This is a genomic window from Ruegeria profundi (assembly GCF_020171505.1).
Lineage (GTDB): Bacteria > Pseudomonadota > Alphaproteobacteria > Rhodobacterales > Rhodobacteraceae > Ruegeria > Ruegeria profundi.
Genome location: NZ_JAIUZS010000003.1, coordinates 746285 through 762906 on the forward strand (window position 1 = coordinate 746285; position 16622 = coordinate 762906).

The window sequence follows — 16622 nt, forward strand, 5'->3', positions numbered from 1 at the left end:
TTTCGATAAGGTCGGGGTTCCTTTTCCATGGGGATGGACAGATCATATGGATATGCGAGCACGGGTGAACACTGCCCTGAAGCAAGCGATGAAAGACAAAGAGACCGAGCGTTTGTCGACGCTACGGCTTATCAATGCTGCGATCAAAGACCGGGACATCGCGTCACGAGCGTCTGAAAATGAAGAGGCCAAGGGCTGTGGCGACGTTGAGGTCCTTGAAATCCTTGGTAAAATGACCAAGCAGCGCAAGGAAAGCGCGCGCACCTACGAAGAAGGTGGACGCCTTGACCTGGCCGAGCGCGAACTGCGCGAGGTTGAAGTTATTGAGGAGTTTCTACCCAAACAGTTGGATGATGAAGAGGTCTCAAAAGCTATTCAGACCGCAATCACGGCCACGGGCGCCGGATCCATTCGGGATATGGGCAAGGTGATGGGCGAGTTAAAAACGCGTTACACTGGACGTATGGATTTTGGCAAAGTAGGCCCAATGGTTAAAGATCATCTTTGCGCTGCTTCGGGTGGCTGACAGATCATCCTTAGAACTTGGGGCTGTTACGCGGCTGGTTCGCGAAGTTTCCGTTTCAGATCGTCATAAAGTGCGATTCGTTCGTCTTCGGACAGAAAAGCCCCGATTTCTACTTCGCGCCCGTCTCCTATCAGGGTAACGTAGTGCGGCACTGGCCCACCTTTTTCGTGCATTTCGGGCCGTGCCCAGTATCGGTTGCAAGACCATTCCTGCTGCTGTTTTCCCGGTGTGTGGTGGATCAACCGAGCTTGCGTACCAGTCAGAGTCAGAACTTCGAACATGCTGCGCGCGCGATAGTTTGTCTGGATTGCAAGCCACAGCCCTAAAACGGTCAGAATGAGAAATGGCAGCAACCCCCACAGAATGACTGACCCCAGCATTGCAAGCAGCGGGATCAATCCAAACAGAAACACGGACAGGATCACAATCATCGCCCCGCGCGGTGGCAACGAGTTGTGGGGCCAAAGGCGCAATTCCTGCTCTGTCTCAGAGGTTTGATTCCATTGGTATGGCATAGCCAAAACCTAGCGCAAAGCTTGGTTGTGTCGAAGGGGAAATGATCAGGCTACGTGACCCACACGCGCCCAGGACAGCGCATCATCCAGCCGGTCATCTCCCCAGAAAACCTCGCCGTTGACGACAAGGCTAGGGGCGCCAAAAACACCCAGTTTTTTGGCTTTTTCAGTTTCTGCCTCTAGCGCTGAAACCGTATCGGCACTGCGGGCACGTGCCAGCACCATACGTGGGTCTTGCTGACACCTGTGCAATGCTTCGGTGATTGCGGTTTCGCTGCCAGCTTCGATATTGTCGTCGAACCAGATGCGATACAGAACCTGGGTAAAGGTCTTGCCCCAGCCGTCACCCATGCCCAGCAAGGCGACCTGATTGGCCAGCGCCAGGTCAGAGATCGGGTAGGGGGCAGGTAAACGCGCGTGTATATGGTACTTTGCTGCCCGACGTTCGATATCCCGCCACATATAGGCAGATTTTACCGGCTTGCCCGCGAAGGGTATGTTGCTCTGCTCTGACATGATCGTTCGCACGTTGAAAGGCCGCCATTTCACTGCAACGTCATTCTCAGCGCACCAGTCGTCCAGACGCATAACTGTCAGGAACGTATACGTGCTGCCAATGCTATACCAAAAATCAATGTCAGGCATGAGGATACCCCGGGTTGCCGGTTGAACCGCCAGTCGCATCATAGCCGATTTTCGCGACTCGTGCGACGGTTCAGCAGTCGATGCCCCTGCAAAGAAAAAACCCCGCCGTTAAGGCGGGGTTTCTTTACGTTTGCGGGATTAGTGCGCGTGGCCTTTGTCCCAGTCTTCCTGCTTTGGCAGCTGCTCGAACGTGTGCTCGGGCGGCGGTGAGGGCAGGGTCCATTCCAAAGTGTCCGCGTATTCGTTCCACGGGTTCGGACGTGTCTCTTTGGCGCCGCGGAACAGGGCGTAGAAGACGATGCCGAAGAACAGCAGGAAAGAGGCGAACGAAATGAACGCACCAATCGACGACACGAAGTTCCACTGAGCGAACGCCTCGGGATAGTCGATGTAGCGGCGCGGCATGCCCTGACGACCGAGGAAGTGCTGCGGGAAGAAGGTTAGGTTCGCACCGATAAAGAACATCCAAAAGTGCACCTTGCCCCAGAACTCCGAGTACTGACGGCCCGTCATCTTCGAGAAGTAGAAGTACACTCCTGCAAAGATGGCGAAGACTGCCCCCAAGCTCATCACGTAGTGGAAGTGCGCGACGACATAGTAGGTGTCGTGATAGGCGCGGTCGATACCGGCCTGCGACAGAACCACACCGGTCACACCGCCGACGGTGAACAGGAACAAGAAGCCGAAGGCAAACAGCATCGGTGTCTTGAACTCGATCGAGCCGCCCCACATAGTCGCGATCCACGAAAAGACCTTAACCCCCGTTGGAACCGCAATAACCATCGTGGCTAGCATAAAGTAAGCCTGCTGCCGCAGCGACATGCCAACTGTGTACATATGGTGCGCCCATACGACAAAGCCCAGCACCCCGATCGCGATGATCGCCCAGACCATCGGCAGGTACCCAAAGATCGGCTTGCGAGAGAATGTGGCGATCACGTGACTGATAATGCCAAACCCAGGCAGGATCACGATGTACACTTCGGGGTGGCCGAAGAACCACAGGATGTGCTGGTACAGGATCGGGTCACCGCCACCTGCCGGATCGAAGAAGGTGAAACCAAAGTTACGGTCCATGAGCAGCATGGTGATCGCGCCGGCCAAAACTGGCAGCGACAACAGAATCAGCCACGCGGTGACAAAGATCGACCAGCTGAACAGCGGTACCTTGAACAAGGTCATGCCGGGGGCACGCATGTTCAGGAACGTCGTGATCATGTTGATCGCGCCAAGGATCGAAGAGGCGCCCGATACGTGCACGGCAAAGATCGCAAGATCCATGGACATGCCGCCCTCGGTCGTCGATAGCGGCGGATACAGGACCCACCCAACACCTGAGCCAAGTTGATCATTTCCGCCTGGGCTTAGCAACGAAGCGACGCCCAGCGACGTACCCGCGACATAAAGCCAGAAAGACAGGTTGTTCATCCGCGGGAACGCCATATCCGGCGCGCCGATCTGCAACGGCATGAAATAGTTACCAAATCCGCCGAACAGTGCCGGGATGACCACAAAGAACATCATAAGAACACCGTGATAGGTGATCATTACGTTCCAAAGATGTCCGTTAGGGGTGCAAGGATCGGCCATGAAGCCTTCGAGGCACATGTACTGCACACCGGGGTGCATCAGCTCGAGCCGCATGTAGACGGTCATCGCGACCGAGATCAAACCAGCCAGAGCTGAAAAGATCAGGTAGAGAATCCCGATGTCTTTGTGGTTGGTCGACATGAACCAGCGGGTAAAGAACCCACGCTGATCTTCATGATCGTGACCATGAATGGCTGCGTCTGCCATTATAGGTGCCTCCTGTTGCGTTTGCACCGCGCAGCCGGACCTCTCCAACGCGCGGGATTCCTGCTGGTTTTAAATTGCGATGAACACACCTTCAATGGCCGAGTTTGATCTGGATCAAGAATAATTGTCGCGGGTAGGAGGGGAACCCGCGAAATCGTTGCCATTGATGCGCTGTATCTGGCGGCTGAGTTAGCGATTTCAAGGGGTCTTTAAGGCCCTGGTCTAAGACAGAGCAGAGTTCCACCTTGACCCCCGGTGAACAGGGCCGCAGAACTACGCCAACACTCGAAATCGGAGAAAAAGTATGGCCGCCTACGATCCCGAAAACATCTTTGCCAAGATCCTGCGCGGGGAAATCCCCTCAACCCGCGTGTATGAGGATGACGAAACGCTGGCTTTCATGGATATTATGCCGCGATCCGACGGGCACCTGCTGGTGATCCCGAAAACGCCCTGCCGCAACCTTCTTGATGCAACACCGGAACAACTTGCTGCAGTCACTGCGACCGTTCAGAAATTGGCAAAGGCCGTGGTCAAAGCGTTTAACGCTGACGGGGTGACCGTCCAGCAATTCAACGAGGCGGCCGGAGGGCAAGAGGTGTTCCACCTGCATTTCCACATCCTGCCGCGTCAGGAAGGTGTCGCGATGCGACCACCGGGGAAGATGGGTGATTTCGACCTGATTGCCAAACACGCAGACAAGATTAAGGCTGCTCTGGCCTGATCCTTTGCCATGTATCTCGGGCGGTGGGCCGTGGAGGCAGGACTGGTGCGACGAGGCCGAGGTGGTAATCCCATCGCGTCAGCTGCCGCAGTTGGTCACTAGGCTGCTAATTGTATGGGGACGGTTTGCTACGTTTCCTGAAGAAAATTGCCGTTCCGATTGGGGATCGGAACGGCAGACTCGTAACCAAACACTTTTCCGGTAGCTTAAACATTCAGGCTATCCGGTTAACACACCACTCACTCCAGAACGGTTAAATAACATTAGCCGCAACGCGACGTTTTGTATTGGTAAGAGTTTGTATTCCCCGAAATAACCCCAGATTCAGCGATCATAATGCTAAAATTCGGACCCGCATGGAAACAAAGCGAATTTTGCTCACCCATTGTCAATTGACCTAGGGGAAAACAAGCGATTCGATAGCGCTCAGGCTTCGATCGGTTCGAAAAATTCCGCAAAGGTTTTTTGAAGTGCGGTGTCAACATCGGCCATCGTCACTGGCAAGCCCAGATCGACCAAAGAGGTCACGCCATGTTCTGTGATGCCGCACGGAACGATGCCGGAAAAATGCTCAAGGTCCGGTTCGACATTGATTGAGATGCCATGAAAACTGACCCATTTGCGCAGACGCAGGCCGATGGCTGCGATCTTGTCCTCGGCGGGCTGCCCGGTTGCGGTTAACGGTTTGTCGTCCCGCCGCACCCAGACGCCAACGCGGCCATTGCGGATCTCACCCTTAACGCTGAATTCCGCCAAGGCCGCGATCACCCAGTTTTCAAGCTTTTTGACAAACTCACGTACGTCTTTGCCACGCGTGTTGAGATCCAGCATGACATAGGCCACACGCTGACCGGGGCCGTGATAGGTGTATTCCCCGCCGCGTTTGGCCTCATAAACTGGAAACCGATGAGGGTCTGTCAAATCCTCGATTCGGGCCGATGTTCCTGCCGTGTAGAGCGGTGGATGTTCCAGCAGCCAGATGCATTCATCCGCTTCACCCGCCGCGATTGCAGCCACGCGCGCCTCCATAAAGGCAACGGCTTCGGTGTAATCGGTCAAACCATCGGTGATCTTCCATTCCATGACGGTTCTTTATCGCGCGGATGCAGCAAGGGAAAGGGGTCAGGCGGCCTCGGCCATACAGCGGTGCAATATCTGGCGGTACGCGTCCACGCCTTGCGCCCCTGTCACCAGGTATTTACCGCCAAACACCATCGACGGTACGCCGGAAATACCGCGGCTGGTCCAGAACTCCTGCTTTTCGCGCACGGAACTGGCCTGTTGGCCGGATTCGAGTACGGATTGCGCAGCCTCGGCGTCCAGTCCGGCCTCAGAGACCGCACTCAAGAGGGTATCAACTTCAGAAATGTCTTTCTGGTCGGTGAAATACGCCTTGAACAAAGCCATCTTCAGCGGGTGTTGACGACCCTGCGTCTCTGCCCAGTCCAGCAATTGATGCGCTGAAAAGGTGTTCATGATCCGGCTGTCATCGTCGAAGTTGAACGCAAAACCCAGTTCGGCCCCAAGCTTCGTCAACTGTTGCCGTGCCTGCTGGCTTTGATCCGGCGTCGATCCGTATTTCTCCATTATATGCTCGCGCAGGTTTTGGCCTTCCGATGGCATGGCCGGGTTCAGTTCAAAAGGATGCCACCTGATACGCGCCTGAGTATTTGTTTGCAGCAGGGCCTGATCAAGTTGCAGAAATCCAACAATGCACCACGGGCAGACGACATCAGATACGATGTCAACTTGAACAGTAGGGCGAGGATCGGGGGCGGACATGTTCATGCTCCTGGCGGTGTGTTGCGTTATACAATGTCGGTACAGAATACGGTGCCGGAAAGGAATTCAAACCGGCGTGTTTTTTGCCTCTTCACATCCTGATCGTCAGGGACTATACGCCCCTCTACCAAGTCACTGGCAGTGCGGTCGTGGCGGAATTGGTAGACGCGCAGCGTTGAGGTCGCTGTGGGGTAACACCCGTGGAAGTTCGAGTCTTCTCGACCGCACCAAGTGATGGACTGTCTCAATCCCTTTCAACAAACTTGAAGGCCACCAAACTGTTTTGGGATGGATGACCAGATGTCTTGGGGCTTTGCCTACAGCAGCTTAGGTCGAACTGTTAACGTTCCCGCCCAGGCAGAACATCAAGCAATCATCGGTCGAATGCAGGCCGTGTCGACGGATGGTCGTCTCCGGCACCCACGTCACAATCACGGATCCGTGCGGCTTTAATTGACTGGTTCAATTACAGTCTCGCCGCGGTACGTTCGGATGTGTATGACAAGGGGTAACGAAATCCGGGAAGAATTGATGTCGCAGGCCATTACCGTATTCACCACGATGAAGAACGAAGGCCCATACATGTTGGAATGGGTCGCATTCCATAAAACGATCGGGGTGGATCACTTTGTGATCTTTACCAACGACTGTGAGGATGGCACCGACGATATCGCCCGCAGATTGCAGGACCTTGGGCTGGCGACACATGTCGTGAACGAAGTGAAAGAGGGCGGCAACCCGCAGCATCAGATGCTGCGACAGGCACGACGACAGCCGAAGGTCAAAGAGGCGGATTGGTTGTTGTGCCTTGATGTGGATGAGTTCTGGAATATCCGGCATGGAGACAACAGCTTTGGCGCACTTATCGCTGAGGTTGAGAGCCGCGCGGGTCAACCAGTTGATGCAATCTCATTCGCGTGGAAGCTGTTTGGAAGTTCCGGAAACATCAGTTTTGAAGATAAACCAGTGACCGAGGCTTTTGCGATGGGGGATACAGAATTTCCGTATCACTCGGGCCGGGCCTATGGACTTAAGACTCTGTTTCGCAACAACGGTAAGTTTACCCGCTTCGGGCCGCACCGCCCGAAAGGAATCGCGCAAGGCAAGGAGGCTGAGGTCGCGTGGTCTGATGCGGGCGGCAAGTTGTTTCCGGCTGACAAAGTGGGGTGGCGGGCCTGGCGTGGGTTCGACCATTCGCTAGGGCGGCTGCATCATTACTCGGTCCGGTCTTTGGATGGCTTTTTGATTAAGCGTGACCGCGGGCGCACCAATCACATCAAAGTGGATCAAGGCCAGTCCTATTGGCAGGACATGAACGCCAACAAACAGCCCGACCCCTCGATCCAACCCATCGCTCGGCGTGCCGCACCGCTTTTGGAGAAGCTGAAGGCGGACGAAACCCTTGGCGCGCTGCATAAACAGGCCTGTGATTGGCATCGGGCCAAGATCGCCGAAATCAAGATGCGCCCGGATTGGGTGGATTTTCGGCTGTGGCTGGCTGATAATCTTATCTGAGGATCATGGCAGACGACCTATCGAAACAGCAGTTGAAACCTGATCACCCCGACCGAAAAACCGGGTTCGAACGCATTTTGACTGATCCCGCACCACCGTGGTTTGTTGAGCTTTACCCAGGTGGCGATGGCGCAGGTTTCCTGCAAAAGCTTGAACGGCATTCCGTGTTGTTTCATCAACGCTCGGCGTCTCAGTTGGTGGTCAGCTTTGACAATATCGCCAACGCCAACGATCTGTCATTCGCCCGCGAGCCCTGGGGGTGGAAGTTCTTTCGTGACGCGGGCTGGTCCCATATGGGGGTCTTTGCACGCACCAAGGCATGGTACCGTGACCCCGAGATCATCACCTATTTCCAGAACCGCGCGGCAGAAGGCTTTTTCAAACAATTCGATCAGGTCGTTTTTGCCGGGGCTTCGATGGGCGGGTTCGGGGCGCTGGTCTTTTCCGGTTTGGTGCCGGGCGCGAATGTGGTCGCGTTTAACCCGCAAACATCGCTGGACGAACGGCTGGTGCCTTGGGAAACCAGATACCGTTTCGGGCAGGTACAGGATTGGGATCTGCCCTTGGGGGATGCCGCGCAAACGGTGAAACGCGCCGGTAAGGCCTATGTTTTTTATGATCCGTTCTTCGATCTGGATCGACGGCAGGTTACGCGGTTGCAAGGCGATAATGTCGTGCTCCTCAAAACTTGGTTTTCGAACCATTTTGCGGCCCCGATGCTGCGAAAGCTGGATATCCTGAAGCCCGTGATGTTGAAGGCAATGGATGGTTCGCTTGAACCCGGCGAATATTATCGAATGATGCGCGCGCGTCGAAACCTTCCGATGGTCATGCGCGCGATCGAAGCACAGGCGGGTGTGCGCCATCCCAAATTGGTTCGGCAAGCGCGCCAGAGGTTCCGGTTACTGCGCCGCGCCACTAAGGCCGAGGGCGAGAGGTCCCAATGACGTCAGCAAAAGGGGTGTTCATTGGACAGCGCAAAGACCGGATGGGTGCGCGCTTGCTGATGATGCTGACCTGCATCCGTCTGGCCGAGGATTTTGACACCGCTTACAAGGTCAATTGGTTCCCGCAAGGGTCTGACGCGCCGGAATTGGATCAGCCGCAGGAGCTGTTTGCGCAGGATTGGATGGATGCGCATTTCCTTGATGCTGAGGAGTTTGACCGGCTCAACTCCCAAGCCTTGCCGATCTGGGCCTTTCAGGGCGACAACTCTGCCGAGCGCCTGATCGCGCACCTGAATGATGGTCGCTCGGTTCTGGTTGAGGAAGGGTTCGAGGTTTTGGCCTTTCCGTGGGAGGATATCGAAACCATTCGCCCAAGGTATCAGGATTTCATCCATCGGATCGGTTTCACCAACGAAATTCGAAAGGTCATGGCGCGCGCCGATGAAAAACTGTCGGGGCAGGGCGTGTCCGCCTACCACATAAGACGAGGCGACATCCTGAATGGCGTGCCATGGAAGCACACGACATGGCCCGCGAAAATCGAACCCGAAGAGCTCTACGAAGCGCATCTTGACGCAAACCCCGGGAAAACAGCCATCATGTTTTCCGATCAGCCTGAACTGATCACCCGGTTTCAAGACAGGTATCCGCAAGTGCTGCGGATGTCAGATATTGCGGATGTGTCGGGCATGACCCGAGCGCAGGGCGACTTTCTTGAACTCTACACCATGTCCCGGGCCGAGCAGGTGATTGCGCCATATATCTCGGCGTTTTCAATGGCGGCGGCCAGAATTTCCGGGCGGCAACGCTTGGTGTTCAAAAATGTTCTGACCGAGCAACAAATGTCAGAGGCGAACCTTCGGGTGATTGATCGTGTTGCCAAGGGGCCAGGGGCTTTCTTGAATGTCTCTGAGGCGTCGCATGTTTACGCCAAGGCGGCGCAATATCTGGCGGCGAAGGACCAGTTTGAACAAGCATACGCGCTTGCGAAACCCATTCTCGAAGAAAACCCAGACAACGCGTTTATGCCGGTCTTGCAGGCGCTAAACTGTTTTTGCCTTTCCAATTGGAAAGAATGCGAACGTCTGGCCGAGGAAGGATTGAAGAACGCCAATCTTTGGCCCGAGGACTACGCCGTTCTTCTGGCTATTCGGGCGGCCGCGCTGGGGGCGCAAAAGAAACGTTGGTCGGCAAGTCGAAACCTGGCACGTGCTTTTTGGGTCAAACCTCTCCGCCCGGACGTGGTGGTGTTGGGCTCGCGAATGCTATACCGAGATCAGGTGTCTTTCCGGCTGTTTCCGCCCGCAGACTGGCGCCTTCAAAGAGAAGTCCGGCGTCAGCGCTTCCCTCCCTTTAACAACCTCTATCTGGTGCAACACAAGGCACTGGCCAGACAGCCGTGTAACTTTGATCTTGTTTTACTGGATTGGTCTGATCTGACGTTGGACCAAAAGGCGCGCAGGCTTCTTGACGACCGTTTCCGATTAGAGCGTCTGCAAGAGAGCTTTGGTAATCTGACAAGCATCGAACACGATGATCCATCCGTATCCGCCGCCCAAGCGATGCTGAGTTGGTACTTGGGCGTGTCCAGTCTTGCACAAACGATAGACGTGATGCGAAAAACCTCAGCGGATTGGCCGGAAAACCCGCTTTATCACAAGAGATTGGCAACACTGTACGAGGCCGACGCGGACCAGGCGCGTGCTCAACTGAAGATGGCCGACGCTTTGGCCTGTGATCCGGGCAACCCTTTTCTGATTTTCGCAATGGGAAAGTTCCTGGAAAGAAAAGGCGCTCAAGACCAAGGGCAAAACCAGATCATTCAGGCCGCTGACATCGACGACAATACCCCAGTCATTCAGGGCGAAGCCGGGCAAATCTACCTGCGGCGGGGGGAAAAGGAAAAGGCGAGGCCCTACTTGCAAAAAGCTCATGACCTGTTCCCGCCATTCAAACGGTTTGCCAACCAGTTGGCGCGCGCGCGATGAGAATGGTAGCGCCTTTCAAAACGACTCCGGGTCGCTCTTGGCTGCTGCGGCTAGTCGGTTTAGGCTGCACCCCGAGCGGATACCGCAGAACATCAAGCGCAGGTTCAAAAAGCGGTACAACACGAGGCGAATAAGTGTCTGATCAAGACCCCCGATACATCAGCATCACCCCGATGAAGAATGAAGGCCCGTTTGTGCTGGAATGGGTGGCCCATAACCGTGCGATTGGCGTCGACCAGATGGTCGTGATGACCAATGATTGCACAGACGGCACAGACGCCTTGCTAAAGCGGCTGGAGGCGATGGGTATTCTAACCCATGTCGACAACAATTCGCGACGCCAGAACAGCCCGCAAAAACGTGCGTATAGAAAGTTTCTGAAAATGGACGTCGCACAGCCCCACGATTGGGTGATCGTGATAGATGCCGATGAGCATATAAATGTGAAAACCGGAGACAATACGCTGCGCGCGCTGACCGGCGCCATCCCGGACGCCAAAATGATCTCGATGACATGGCGGCTTTTCGGAAACGCGGGTGTCGAACGGTATGAGGATCGGTTCCTTTCGGATCAGTTTCGATTGGCTGCGCAAGAGCAAAAGCACCGCCCGCCGCAGGCGTGGGGGTTCAAGACTATGTTCCAAAGACAACTTTGGACTGCGCTGGGCGTCCACCGGCCCAAGCGCCCCGCAGTCGAGACCATGCAGGAGTGCCACTGGTATAACGGATCAGGGCAGTTGATGCCGGATCGCTATTTCACCGGCAGCTGGCGGTCCGCGCGGGATTCCATCGGATACGATCTGGTGCAGATCAACCATTACGCGCTGAAGTCCTGCGAAAGCTACCTGGTCAAGAAAATGCGCGGGCGGGCCCATCACCTGGGCGATAGCCTTGGTATGGATTACTGGAATATGATGAACCACAACGCGGTGGAAGACGGCTCGATCGATGTCATTCGGGATCGCAAGCGCGACCACCATCATGAGATGTTGTCGGACCCCGAAATCGCACGCCTACACCATATGTCATGTGATCTGCACCGAGAGAAGATCGCCGAACTTCGCGCACAACCGCAAATGCGGGATCTGATGCGGCAAATGACGGCGGATTTTGCGGCAAGCTCCAAGGGATGAGCGGGCTTAAACCTCAAACAGGAGTCCTCTGATGCTGTGGCTGCATATCGGTATGCCCAAGACCGGCACGACGGCGCTTCAGTCTTACGTGCGCCGGAACAAGGCGCAGTTGGCTGATGTCGGTCTGCATTACATGGAGGCTGGCCGCCGCCGCGCGGAGGGGAGCGATCGCCTCGCGATCAGCCACAATCCAATCGCGTTTTATATCAATCAGAGCAACAAGCCGATGGACCCGTTCCGTGAGCTTATGGCGACCGAGTATCAGATGCACGGCGATCAGACCTGTCTGGTGTCGTCCGAGATGTTTTACTCGTGTGACCTGACTAGGCTGGCACAGGCGTTTGCCGAAATCCCCGCGCGCGAGATGCGGATCACGTTCTACTGCCGCCGATACTCGGATTTCTTTGAGGCAGATTACAAGCAGCGCGCCAAGAATGGCCGATTGGCTACCTTCGGGTCCGCGTTCGTCAGGGACCGGCTGGCAACAATAAAAGCAAACCCGGACAGCTTCAGCTTCTCGGCGAAAACGCAGCAAATTCGGCAGGCTTTTCCCGGTGTTGAAATTGTACCAATGCTGTATAACCGTGCGCAAATGGTACAGGGTCATGTTGTGGATGATTTCCTGTCGCGCATTGGCGTCGCGTTGCCGGATGGCGGGGCGGTTGACCGACCTTCGAACCTGTCTCAATCGCGTGCAGCAAGCGAGGCTTTTGGCATCGTGTCACGGGCAATGGGGCGCAAGCAGAGCCGCCAACTCCGTCGGCAAGTGGCAAGCGACCCGGTCATGATCCGGCGATATGACGTGTTGGAGCCGGATGAACGCGCTTGGTTGGATCAGTACCTGACCACGAAAGACGTCGCGTTTCAGCAAGAGTTCTTCCCCGACCGGCCCGGTTTGTTCGACCCGGTCGAGTTAAGCGAGGAAGACCAGAAGTTTCGTCGCGATACCCCAGAAGAGTATGAGGCGCTGCGTCGCGCATCCGAAATCGTTTTCCGAATGGCGTTGAAAGCCTGAGCATTACGGCTCGACGACAATTTCCTGACGCTGGCGACCCGTCGTCTTGTCAAATATCAGAATGCGGTTGTCATCGGTCACAACCGCGTACCAATTGCTGCCGATAGTCACAGCCTGTGCCTTTGCACCGTCGGGCAGGTCGACCTGATCGGGCAGGGTGGGGGTTCGGTCTGATAACCGGATGACAATCAGGGCGAATGTCACTAGAACCCCGCCAATCATCACCGCGGTCAGCAGCATGACCATTCTCCGCAGCAGTCGAAGCTGCGGCGTTTCCTGCGGTTCTTGGGGTTCGGAAGGGATAGTCATGGGCACCCGTCAGATTGAATTTCAGATCGCTGCCGATCCGCCGTCACGCCTTGATAAGGCGCTTTCGCGCGATGTTCCAGCCGATGAAAACCTGTCGCGAACCCGACTGGCCAAGCTGATCGACGAAGGTGCCGTGCTGATCGACGGTGTTCCGGCTAGCGACCCGAAGGCCAAGGTGGTTGGCGGCGCGAGTGTCGCGATCACCGTGCCCGAGGCCGAAGTCAGCCACATTGGCCCCGAAGACATCCCGCTGGACATAGTATTTGAAGACGATGATTTGATTGTCATTAACAAACCCGCAGGCATGGTTGTTCACCCCGCACCGGGGTCGCCAAGCGGGACGCTGGTGAACGCGTTATTGCATCATTGTGGTGATCATCTGTCTGGCGTCGGTGGGGTGAAACGGCCCGGTATTGTGCACCGAATCGACAAGGAAACCAGCGGTCTTCTGGTGGTTGCGAAATCAGATGCGGCCCATCACGGTCTGGCCTCTCAGTTCGAGGCGCATACGGTCGAGCGGTACTACCGCGCTATTTGCTATGGCGTGCCCGATGCAAATGATCCGCGTCTGCGTGGTGTTAAAGGTGTCAGCTTTGAGCCCGGAAACATCATGCGCCTGACGACTCAGTTGGCGCGACACAAGACTGACCGACAACGACAGGCCGTCCTGTTTCACGGCGGGCGTCACGCGGTTACGCGGGCGCGCGTGGTTGAAACTTTTGGATCGCCGGCAGGGCTGGCACTGATCGAATGCTGGCTGGAAACCGGTCGCACGCATCAGATTCGCGTTCACATGGCACATGCCGGGCATGGTCTGGTGGGCGATCCGGTTTACGGTGGCAAACGAAAACTGGGCGCAAAGGCGTTCAGCGTCACTTCGTCCGAGGCTGTTCGGAATTTTCCAAGACAAGCGCTTCATGCGGCTGTTTTGGGGTTTGAGCATCCCGTCACGGGTAAAAACATGCGGTTCGAGGCCGGTTTACCCCACGACATGCAAAAACTAATTGATCAACTTCGCGCACCGCTGACATAAAATGCAAAGTTGCGTGAATAAGATTTTCTTAGGTTTCCTTTATCTAACGTTAATTCCAAACTGGTAATGTGACCTCTTGAACGAGTTGATATGGATGACCATATCCAATGTTAAAGACTTAAACATTTGTCGGAGGGACATGAAACATGGCAAATTACGCAAATCTCCCCGCGCCGACGCCGGAAGGTGGCCTGAACCGCTATATGCAGGAAATTCGCAAGTTTCCGCTGCTGGAACCGGAAGAAGAGTACATGCTCGCCAAGCGTTGGGTGGAAGAACAAGACACTGAAGCGGCGCATAAAATGGTGACGTCGCACCTGCGTCTGGCGGCCAAGATAGCCATGGGATATCGCGGCTATGGATTGCCGCAGGCCGAGGTGATTTCCGAGGCCAACGTAGGCCTGATGCAGGCGGTGAAACGCTTTGATCCCGAAAAAGGGTTCCGGTTGGCGACTTACGCCATGTGGTGGATTCGCGCCTCGATTCAGGAATATATCCTGCGGTCTTGGTCACTGGTAAAGCTGGGTACAACCTCGGCGCAGAAAAAGCTGTTTTTCAACCTGCGCAAGGCCAAAGCGCGCATCGGTGCGTTGGAAGAGGGCGACCTGCGTCCTGAAAACGTCGCGCAGATCGCCAATGATCTGGGTGTGACCGAAGAAGAAGTCATCAGCATGAACCGCCGGATGTCCGGTGGGGATGCCTCGCTGAACGCGACCGTTGGGTCCGAAGGTGAAGGCACGATGCAGTGGCAGGATTGGCTTGAGGACGAAGATGCCGACCAAGCTGGCGATTATGAAGCCCGCGACGAATTGGACGCGCGCCGCGAACTTTTGGCAGCCGCATTGGACGTACTAAACGACCGGGAAAAAGACATTCTGACGCAACGCCGGTTGATGGACCAACCCGTGACGCTGGAAGAGTTGAGCGTGCAGTACAATGTCAGCCGCGAACGTATTCGTCAGATCGAGGTTCGTGCCTTTGAAAAACTGCAGAAAAAGATGCGAGAGCTGGCACGCGAAAAAGGAATGCTAAACGCGGTCTAAGTCGCACCATTTGAGGGAAGCCCGCTTATCATGGCGGGCTTTTTTGTTTCCCTCAGCCAACTTGTTTTCGCGTCACGGATCATTCCAAGAACCGCAAAGTACGGGACCGAGGAAACCAGCAAAAGTTGCCTTGCGCAAACATCTGAAAAAACAGCGTTTTGTACGTAAACAATCTGTTTCCAGAAATCATACAGGCTTGTGAAATAGAAAAGCCTGACTTTAAGCCTTTTGATTGATAGAAATTCATAAAACCGAACTGTTAGCGTTAACCATCAGATTCGGCCATTGAATAACGAATCTTGGAGGAGAATATGCAAAAACCGGTTCAGTGGGGCGTTCTGGGCGCCGCTAAGTTCGCACGGCAATTCATGGCCCCCGCGATTCATGCCGCCAACGGCGCGCGTTTGGCGGGGTTGGCGACGTCCAGTGCGGCAAAGGCTGAACCGTTTCAAGCCTTTTGCCCCGATCTGACGGTCTATGACAGTTACGAAGCTTTGCTGGCAGACCCCCAGATTGAGGCGGTCTACATCCCGCTACCCAACCACTTGCATGTGGAATGGAGCCTCAAGGCGTTGGAGGCCGGAAAGCACGTGTTGTGCGAAAAGCCGATGACCATGACAGCGAACGAGTTTTCACCCTTGATCCAGAAACGGGATGAGACGGGTCTGCTGGCTGCCGAAGCATACATGATCGTTCATCATCCGCAGTGGCAGTTTGTGCGAAAGTTGATTGCCGACGGGGCGATAGGCAAACTTGTTCATGTGACTGGGGCGTTCAGCTTTGACAACCGCGCGGACACCGGAAACATACGAAACCGCGCGGAAACAGGCGGGGGCGGGCTGCGGGATATTGGTGTCTATGTGATCGGCAGCGCCCGGTTCGCGACGGGTCAGGAACCCACGAAGGTGCAATCAGCGATCCGCTGGGAGGATGGAATAGACACGTTCACCGAAATTCGGGCGCAGTTCCCGGATTTCACCTATTCCAGCTATGTCTCGATCCGCATGCATCCGCATCAGGAGATGGTGTTCCACGGTGAAGATGGGGTAATCCGTCTGACCGCTCCGTTCAACGCCCGTGTGTTCGGAGAGGCGCGTGTTGAGCTGCATCGACCGGGGCTTGAGGTTCAGGTCACACGTTTCCCCGGCGACGATCACTATAAACTTCAGGTCGAGGCGTTTTGCCGTTCGGTCCGCGACGGGGTAGAATACCCTTGTCCGCTGGAATTTTCACGCGGGACGCAACAGATGATTGACCTTGTGTTGGACCGGGCTGTTTCCCTCTGACTTGCCGCGCTGCGTTCCGCGGGTTTACTGTGTAAAACAGCAATTCAGGAGGAGAACATGGCTGGCGGCTGGGCGCGGGACGGCGCGGTGAGTGAACAGATAGAAGCGTCGATTTCGGACGAACTGGCGCGGATGCAGGCACGTAAGCGGCCTTCTGGCGATAGCCTCATCTATTGTGCTGAATGCGAAGAGCCGATCCCTGAAAAACGACGGATTGCCTTGCCTGGTGTCAAATTGTGCCTGGAATGCCAGCAAGAACGTGATTCAGCTTTTAGCTCACGTGGCGGAATAAATCGGCGCGGGTCAAAGGACAGTCAGCAAAAATAGTTTGATACACCGGGGTGTGCAGGAATGTCGAAACGTG

Annotated in this window: 17 protein-coding genes and 1 tRNA gene; 12 read left to right on the forward strand and 6 right to left on the reverse strand. The window is 55.5% G+C overall.

Annotation, left to right across the window (positions count from 1 at the left end; all coding sequences use genetic code 11):
- Nucleotides 1–46 precede the first annotated feature (46 nt).
- On the forward strand, nt 47–526 hold the full coding sequence (locus tag LCM21_RS09600; RefSeq protein ID WP_224890399.1) for a GatB/YqeY domain-containing protein: 480 nt from the start codon (nt 47–49) through the stop codon (nt 524–526).
- A 26-nt stretch (nt 527–552) separates the two neighbouring features.
- On the opposite strand, the gene LCM21_RS09605 is transcribed toward LCM21_RS09600, so the two are convergent.
- The 3 genes from LCM21_RS09605 to ctaD form a co-directional block, all read right to left on the reverse strand.
- A complete protein-coding gene (locus LCM21_RS09605; RefSeq protein WP_224890400.1) occupies nt 553–1041 on the reverse strand; it encodes a DUF2244 domain-containing protein in 489 nt (162 codons plus the stop codon).
- A gap of 45 nt (nt 1042–1086) precedes the next feature.
- Nucleotides 1087–1686, reverse strand: a complete 600-nt coding sequence (locus tag LCM21_RS09610) for a 2-hydroxychromene-2-carboxylate isomerase (RefSeq protein ID WP_224890401.1) — start codon at nt 1684–1686, stop codon at nt 1087–1089.
- Between the two features lie 138 nt (nt 1687–1824).
- Complete coding sequence (gene ctaD / locus LCM21_RS09615) at nt 1825–3483, reverse strand: cytochrome c oxidase subunit I (protein WP_068334613.1); 1659 nt, start codon at nt 3481–3483, stop codon at nt 1825–1827.
- Nucleotides 3484–3787: 304 nt separating this feature from the next.
- Between ctaD and LCM21_RS09620 the strand changes: the two genes are divergently transcribed.
- Nucleotides 3788–4207, forward strand: a complete 420-nt coding sequence (locus LCM21_RS09620) for an HIT family protein (RefSeq protein ID WP_224890402.1) — start codon at nt 3788–3790, stop codon at nt 4205–4207.
- A 426-nt stretch (nt 4208–4633) separates the two neighbouring features.
- Here LCM21_RS09620 and lipB read toward each other — a convergent pair whose 3' ends face one another.
- Both lipB and LCM21_RS09630 read right to left on the reverse strand, forming a co-directional pair.
- Entirely contained in the window at nt 4634–5290 is a 657-nt protein-coding gene (gene lipB, locus LCM21_RS09625; RefSeq protein ID WP_224890403.1) for a lipoyl(octanoyl) transferase LipB, read from the reverse strand.
- A gap of 39 nt (nt 5291–5329) precedes the next feature.
- The gene (locus LCM21_RS09630; RefSeq protein WP_224890404.1) at nt 5330–5989 is read right to left on the reverse strand and encodes a DsbA family oxidoreductase; all 660 of its coding nucleotides are present in this window, start codon (nt 5987–5989) and stop codon (nt 5330–5332) included.
- Between the two features lie 143 nt (nt 5990–6132).
- On the opposite strand from LCM21_RS09630, the gene LCM21_RS09635 reads away from it, so the two are divergent.
- The 6 genes from LCM21_RS09635 to LCM21_RS09660 all read left to right on the forward strand — a co-directional run bounded on the left by LCM21_RS09635 (nt 6133) and on the right by LCM21_RS09660 (nt 12587).
- Nucleotides 6133–6219: transfer RNA gene (locus LCM21_RS09635), tRNA-Leu, on the forward strand.
- A 301-nt stretch (nt 6220–6520) separates the two neighbouring features.
- Nucleotides 6521–7504, forward strand: a complete 984-nt coding sequence (locus LCM21_RS09640) for a glycosyltransferase family 2 protein (protein WP_224890405.1) — start codon at nt 6521–6523, stop codon at nt 7502–7504.
- A 5-nt stretch (nt 7505–7509) separates the two neighbouring features.
- Nucleotides 7510–8451 carry a hypothetical protein gene (locus LCM21_RS09645; protein ID WP_224890406.1) on the forward strand — a complete coding sequence of 314 codons (942 nt, stop codon included), beginning with the start codon at nt 7510–7512 and terminating at the stop codon, nt 8449–8451.
- Nucleotides 8448–10439 (forward strand): hypothetical protein, encoded by a 1992-nt coding sequence (locus LCM21_RS09650; protein WP_224890407.1) that lies wholly within the window; start codon nt 8448–8450, stop codon nt 10437–10439. Before LCM21_RS09645 ends, LCM21_RS09650 begins: the two co-directional genes overlap by 4 nt.
- A 134-nt stretch (nt 10440–10573) precedes the next feature.
- Nucleotides 10574–11572, forward strand: a complete 999-nt coding sequence (locus LCM21_RS09655; protein ID WP_224890408.1) for a glycosyltransferase family 2 protein — start codon at nt 10574–10576, stop codon at nt 11570–11572.
- A gap of 31 nt (nt 11573–11603) precedes the next feature.
- Nucleotides 11604–12587 (forward strand): hypothetical protein, encoded by a 984-nt coding sequence (locus tag LCM21_RS09660; protein WP_224890409.1) that lies wholly within the window; start codon nt 11604–11606, stop codon nt 12585–12587.
- Nucleotides 12588–12590: 3 nt separating this feature from the next.
- Here the strand turns inward: LCM21_RS09660 and LCM21_RS09665 are convergent, their stop codons facing one another.
- Nucleotides 12591–12896, reverse strand: a complete 306-nt coding sequence (locus LCM21_RS09665; protein WP_224890410.1) for a DUF6476 family protein — start codon at nt 12894–12896, stop codon at nt 12591–12593.
- Here LCM21_RS09665 and LCM21_RS09670 point away from each other — a divergent pair.
- From LCM21_RS09670 to LCM21_RS09685, 4 genes are all read left to right on the forward strand, one after another.
- On the forward strand, nt 12895–13929 hold the full coding sequence (locus tag LCM21_RS09670; RefSeq protein ID WP_224890411.1) for an RluA family pseudouridine synthase: 1035 nt from the start codon (nt 12895–12897) through the stop codon (nt 13927–13929). The two genes, LCM21_RS09665 and LCM21_RS09670, sit on opposite strands and share 2 nt — an antisense overlap.
- A 146-nt stretch (nt 13930–14075) precedes the next feature.
- The gene (gene rpoH / locus LCM21_RS09675) at nt 14076–14972 is read left to right on the forward strand and encodes an RNA polymerase sigma factor RpoH (protein WP_068334669.1); all 897 of its coding nucleotides are present in this window, start codon (nt 14076–14078) and stop codon (nt 14970–14972) included.
- 311 nt (nt 14973–15283) lie between these two features.
- Entirely contained in the window at nt 15284–16258 is a 975-nt protein-coding gene (locus LCM21_RS09680; RefSeq protein WP_224890412.1) for a Gfo/Idh/MocA family protein, read from the forward strand.
- Between the two features lie 57 nt (nt 16259–16315).
- Nucleotides 16316–16585: a DksA/TraR family C4-type zinc finger protein gene (locus tag LCM21_RS09685; protein ID WP_224890413.1), complete on the forward strand. Its 270-nt coding sequence runs from the start codon at nt 16316–16318 to the stop codon at nt 16583–16585.
- Nucleotides 16586–16622 lie beyond the last annotated feature (37 nt).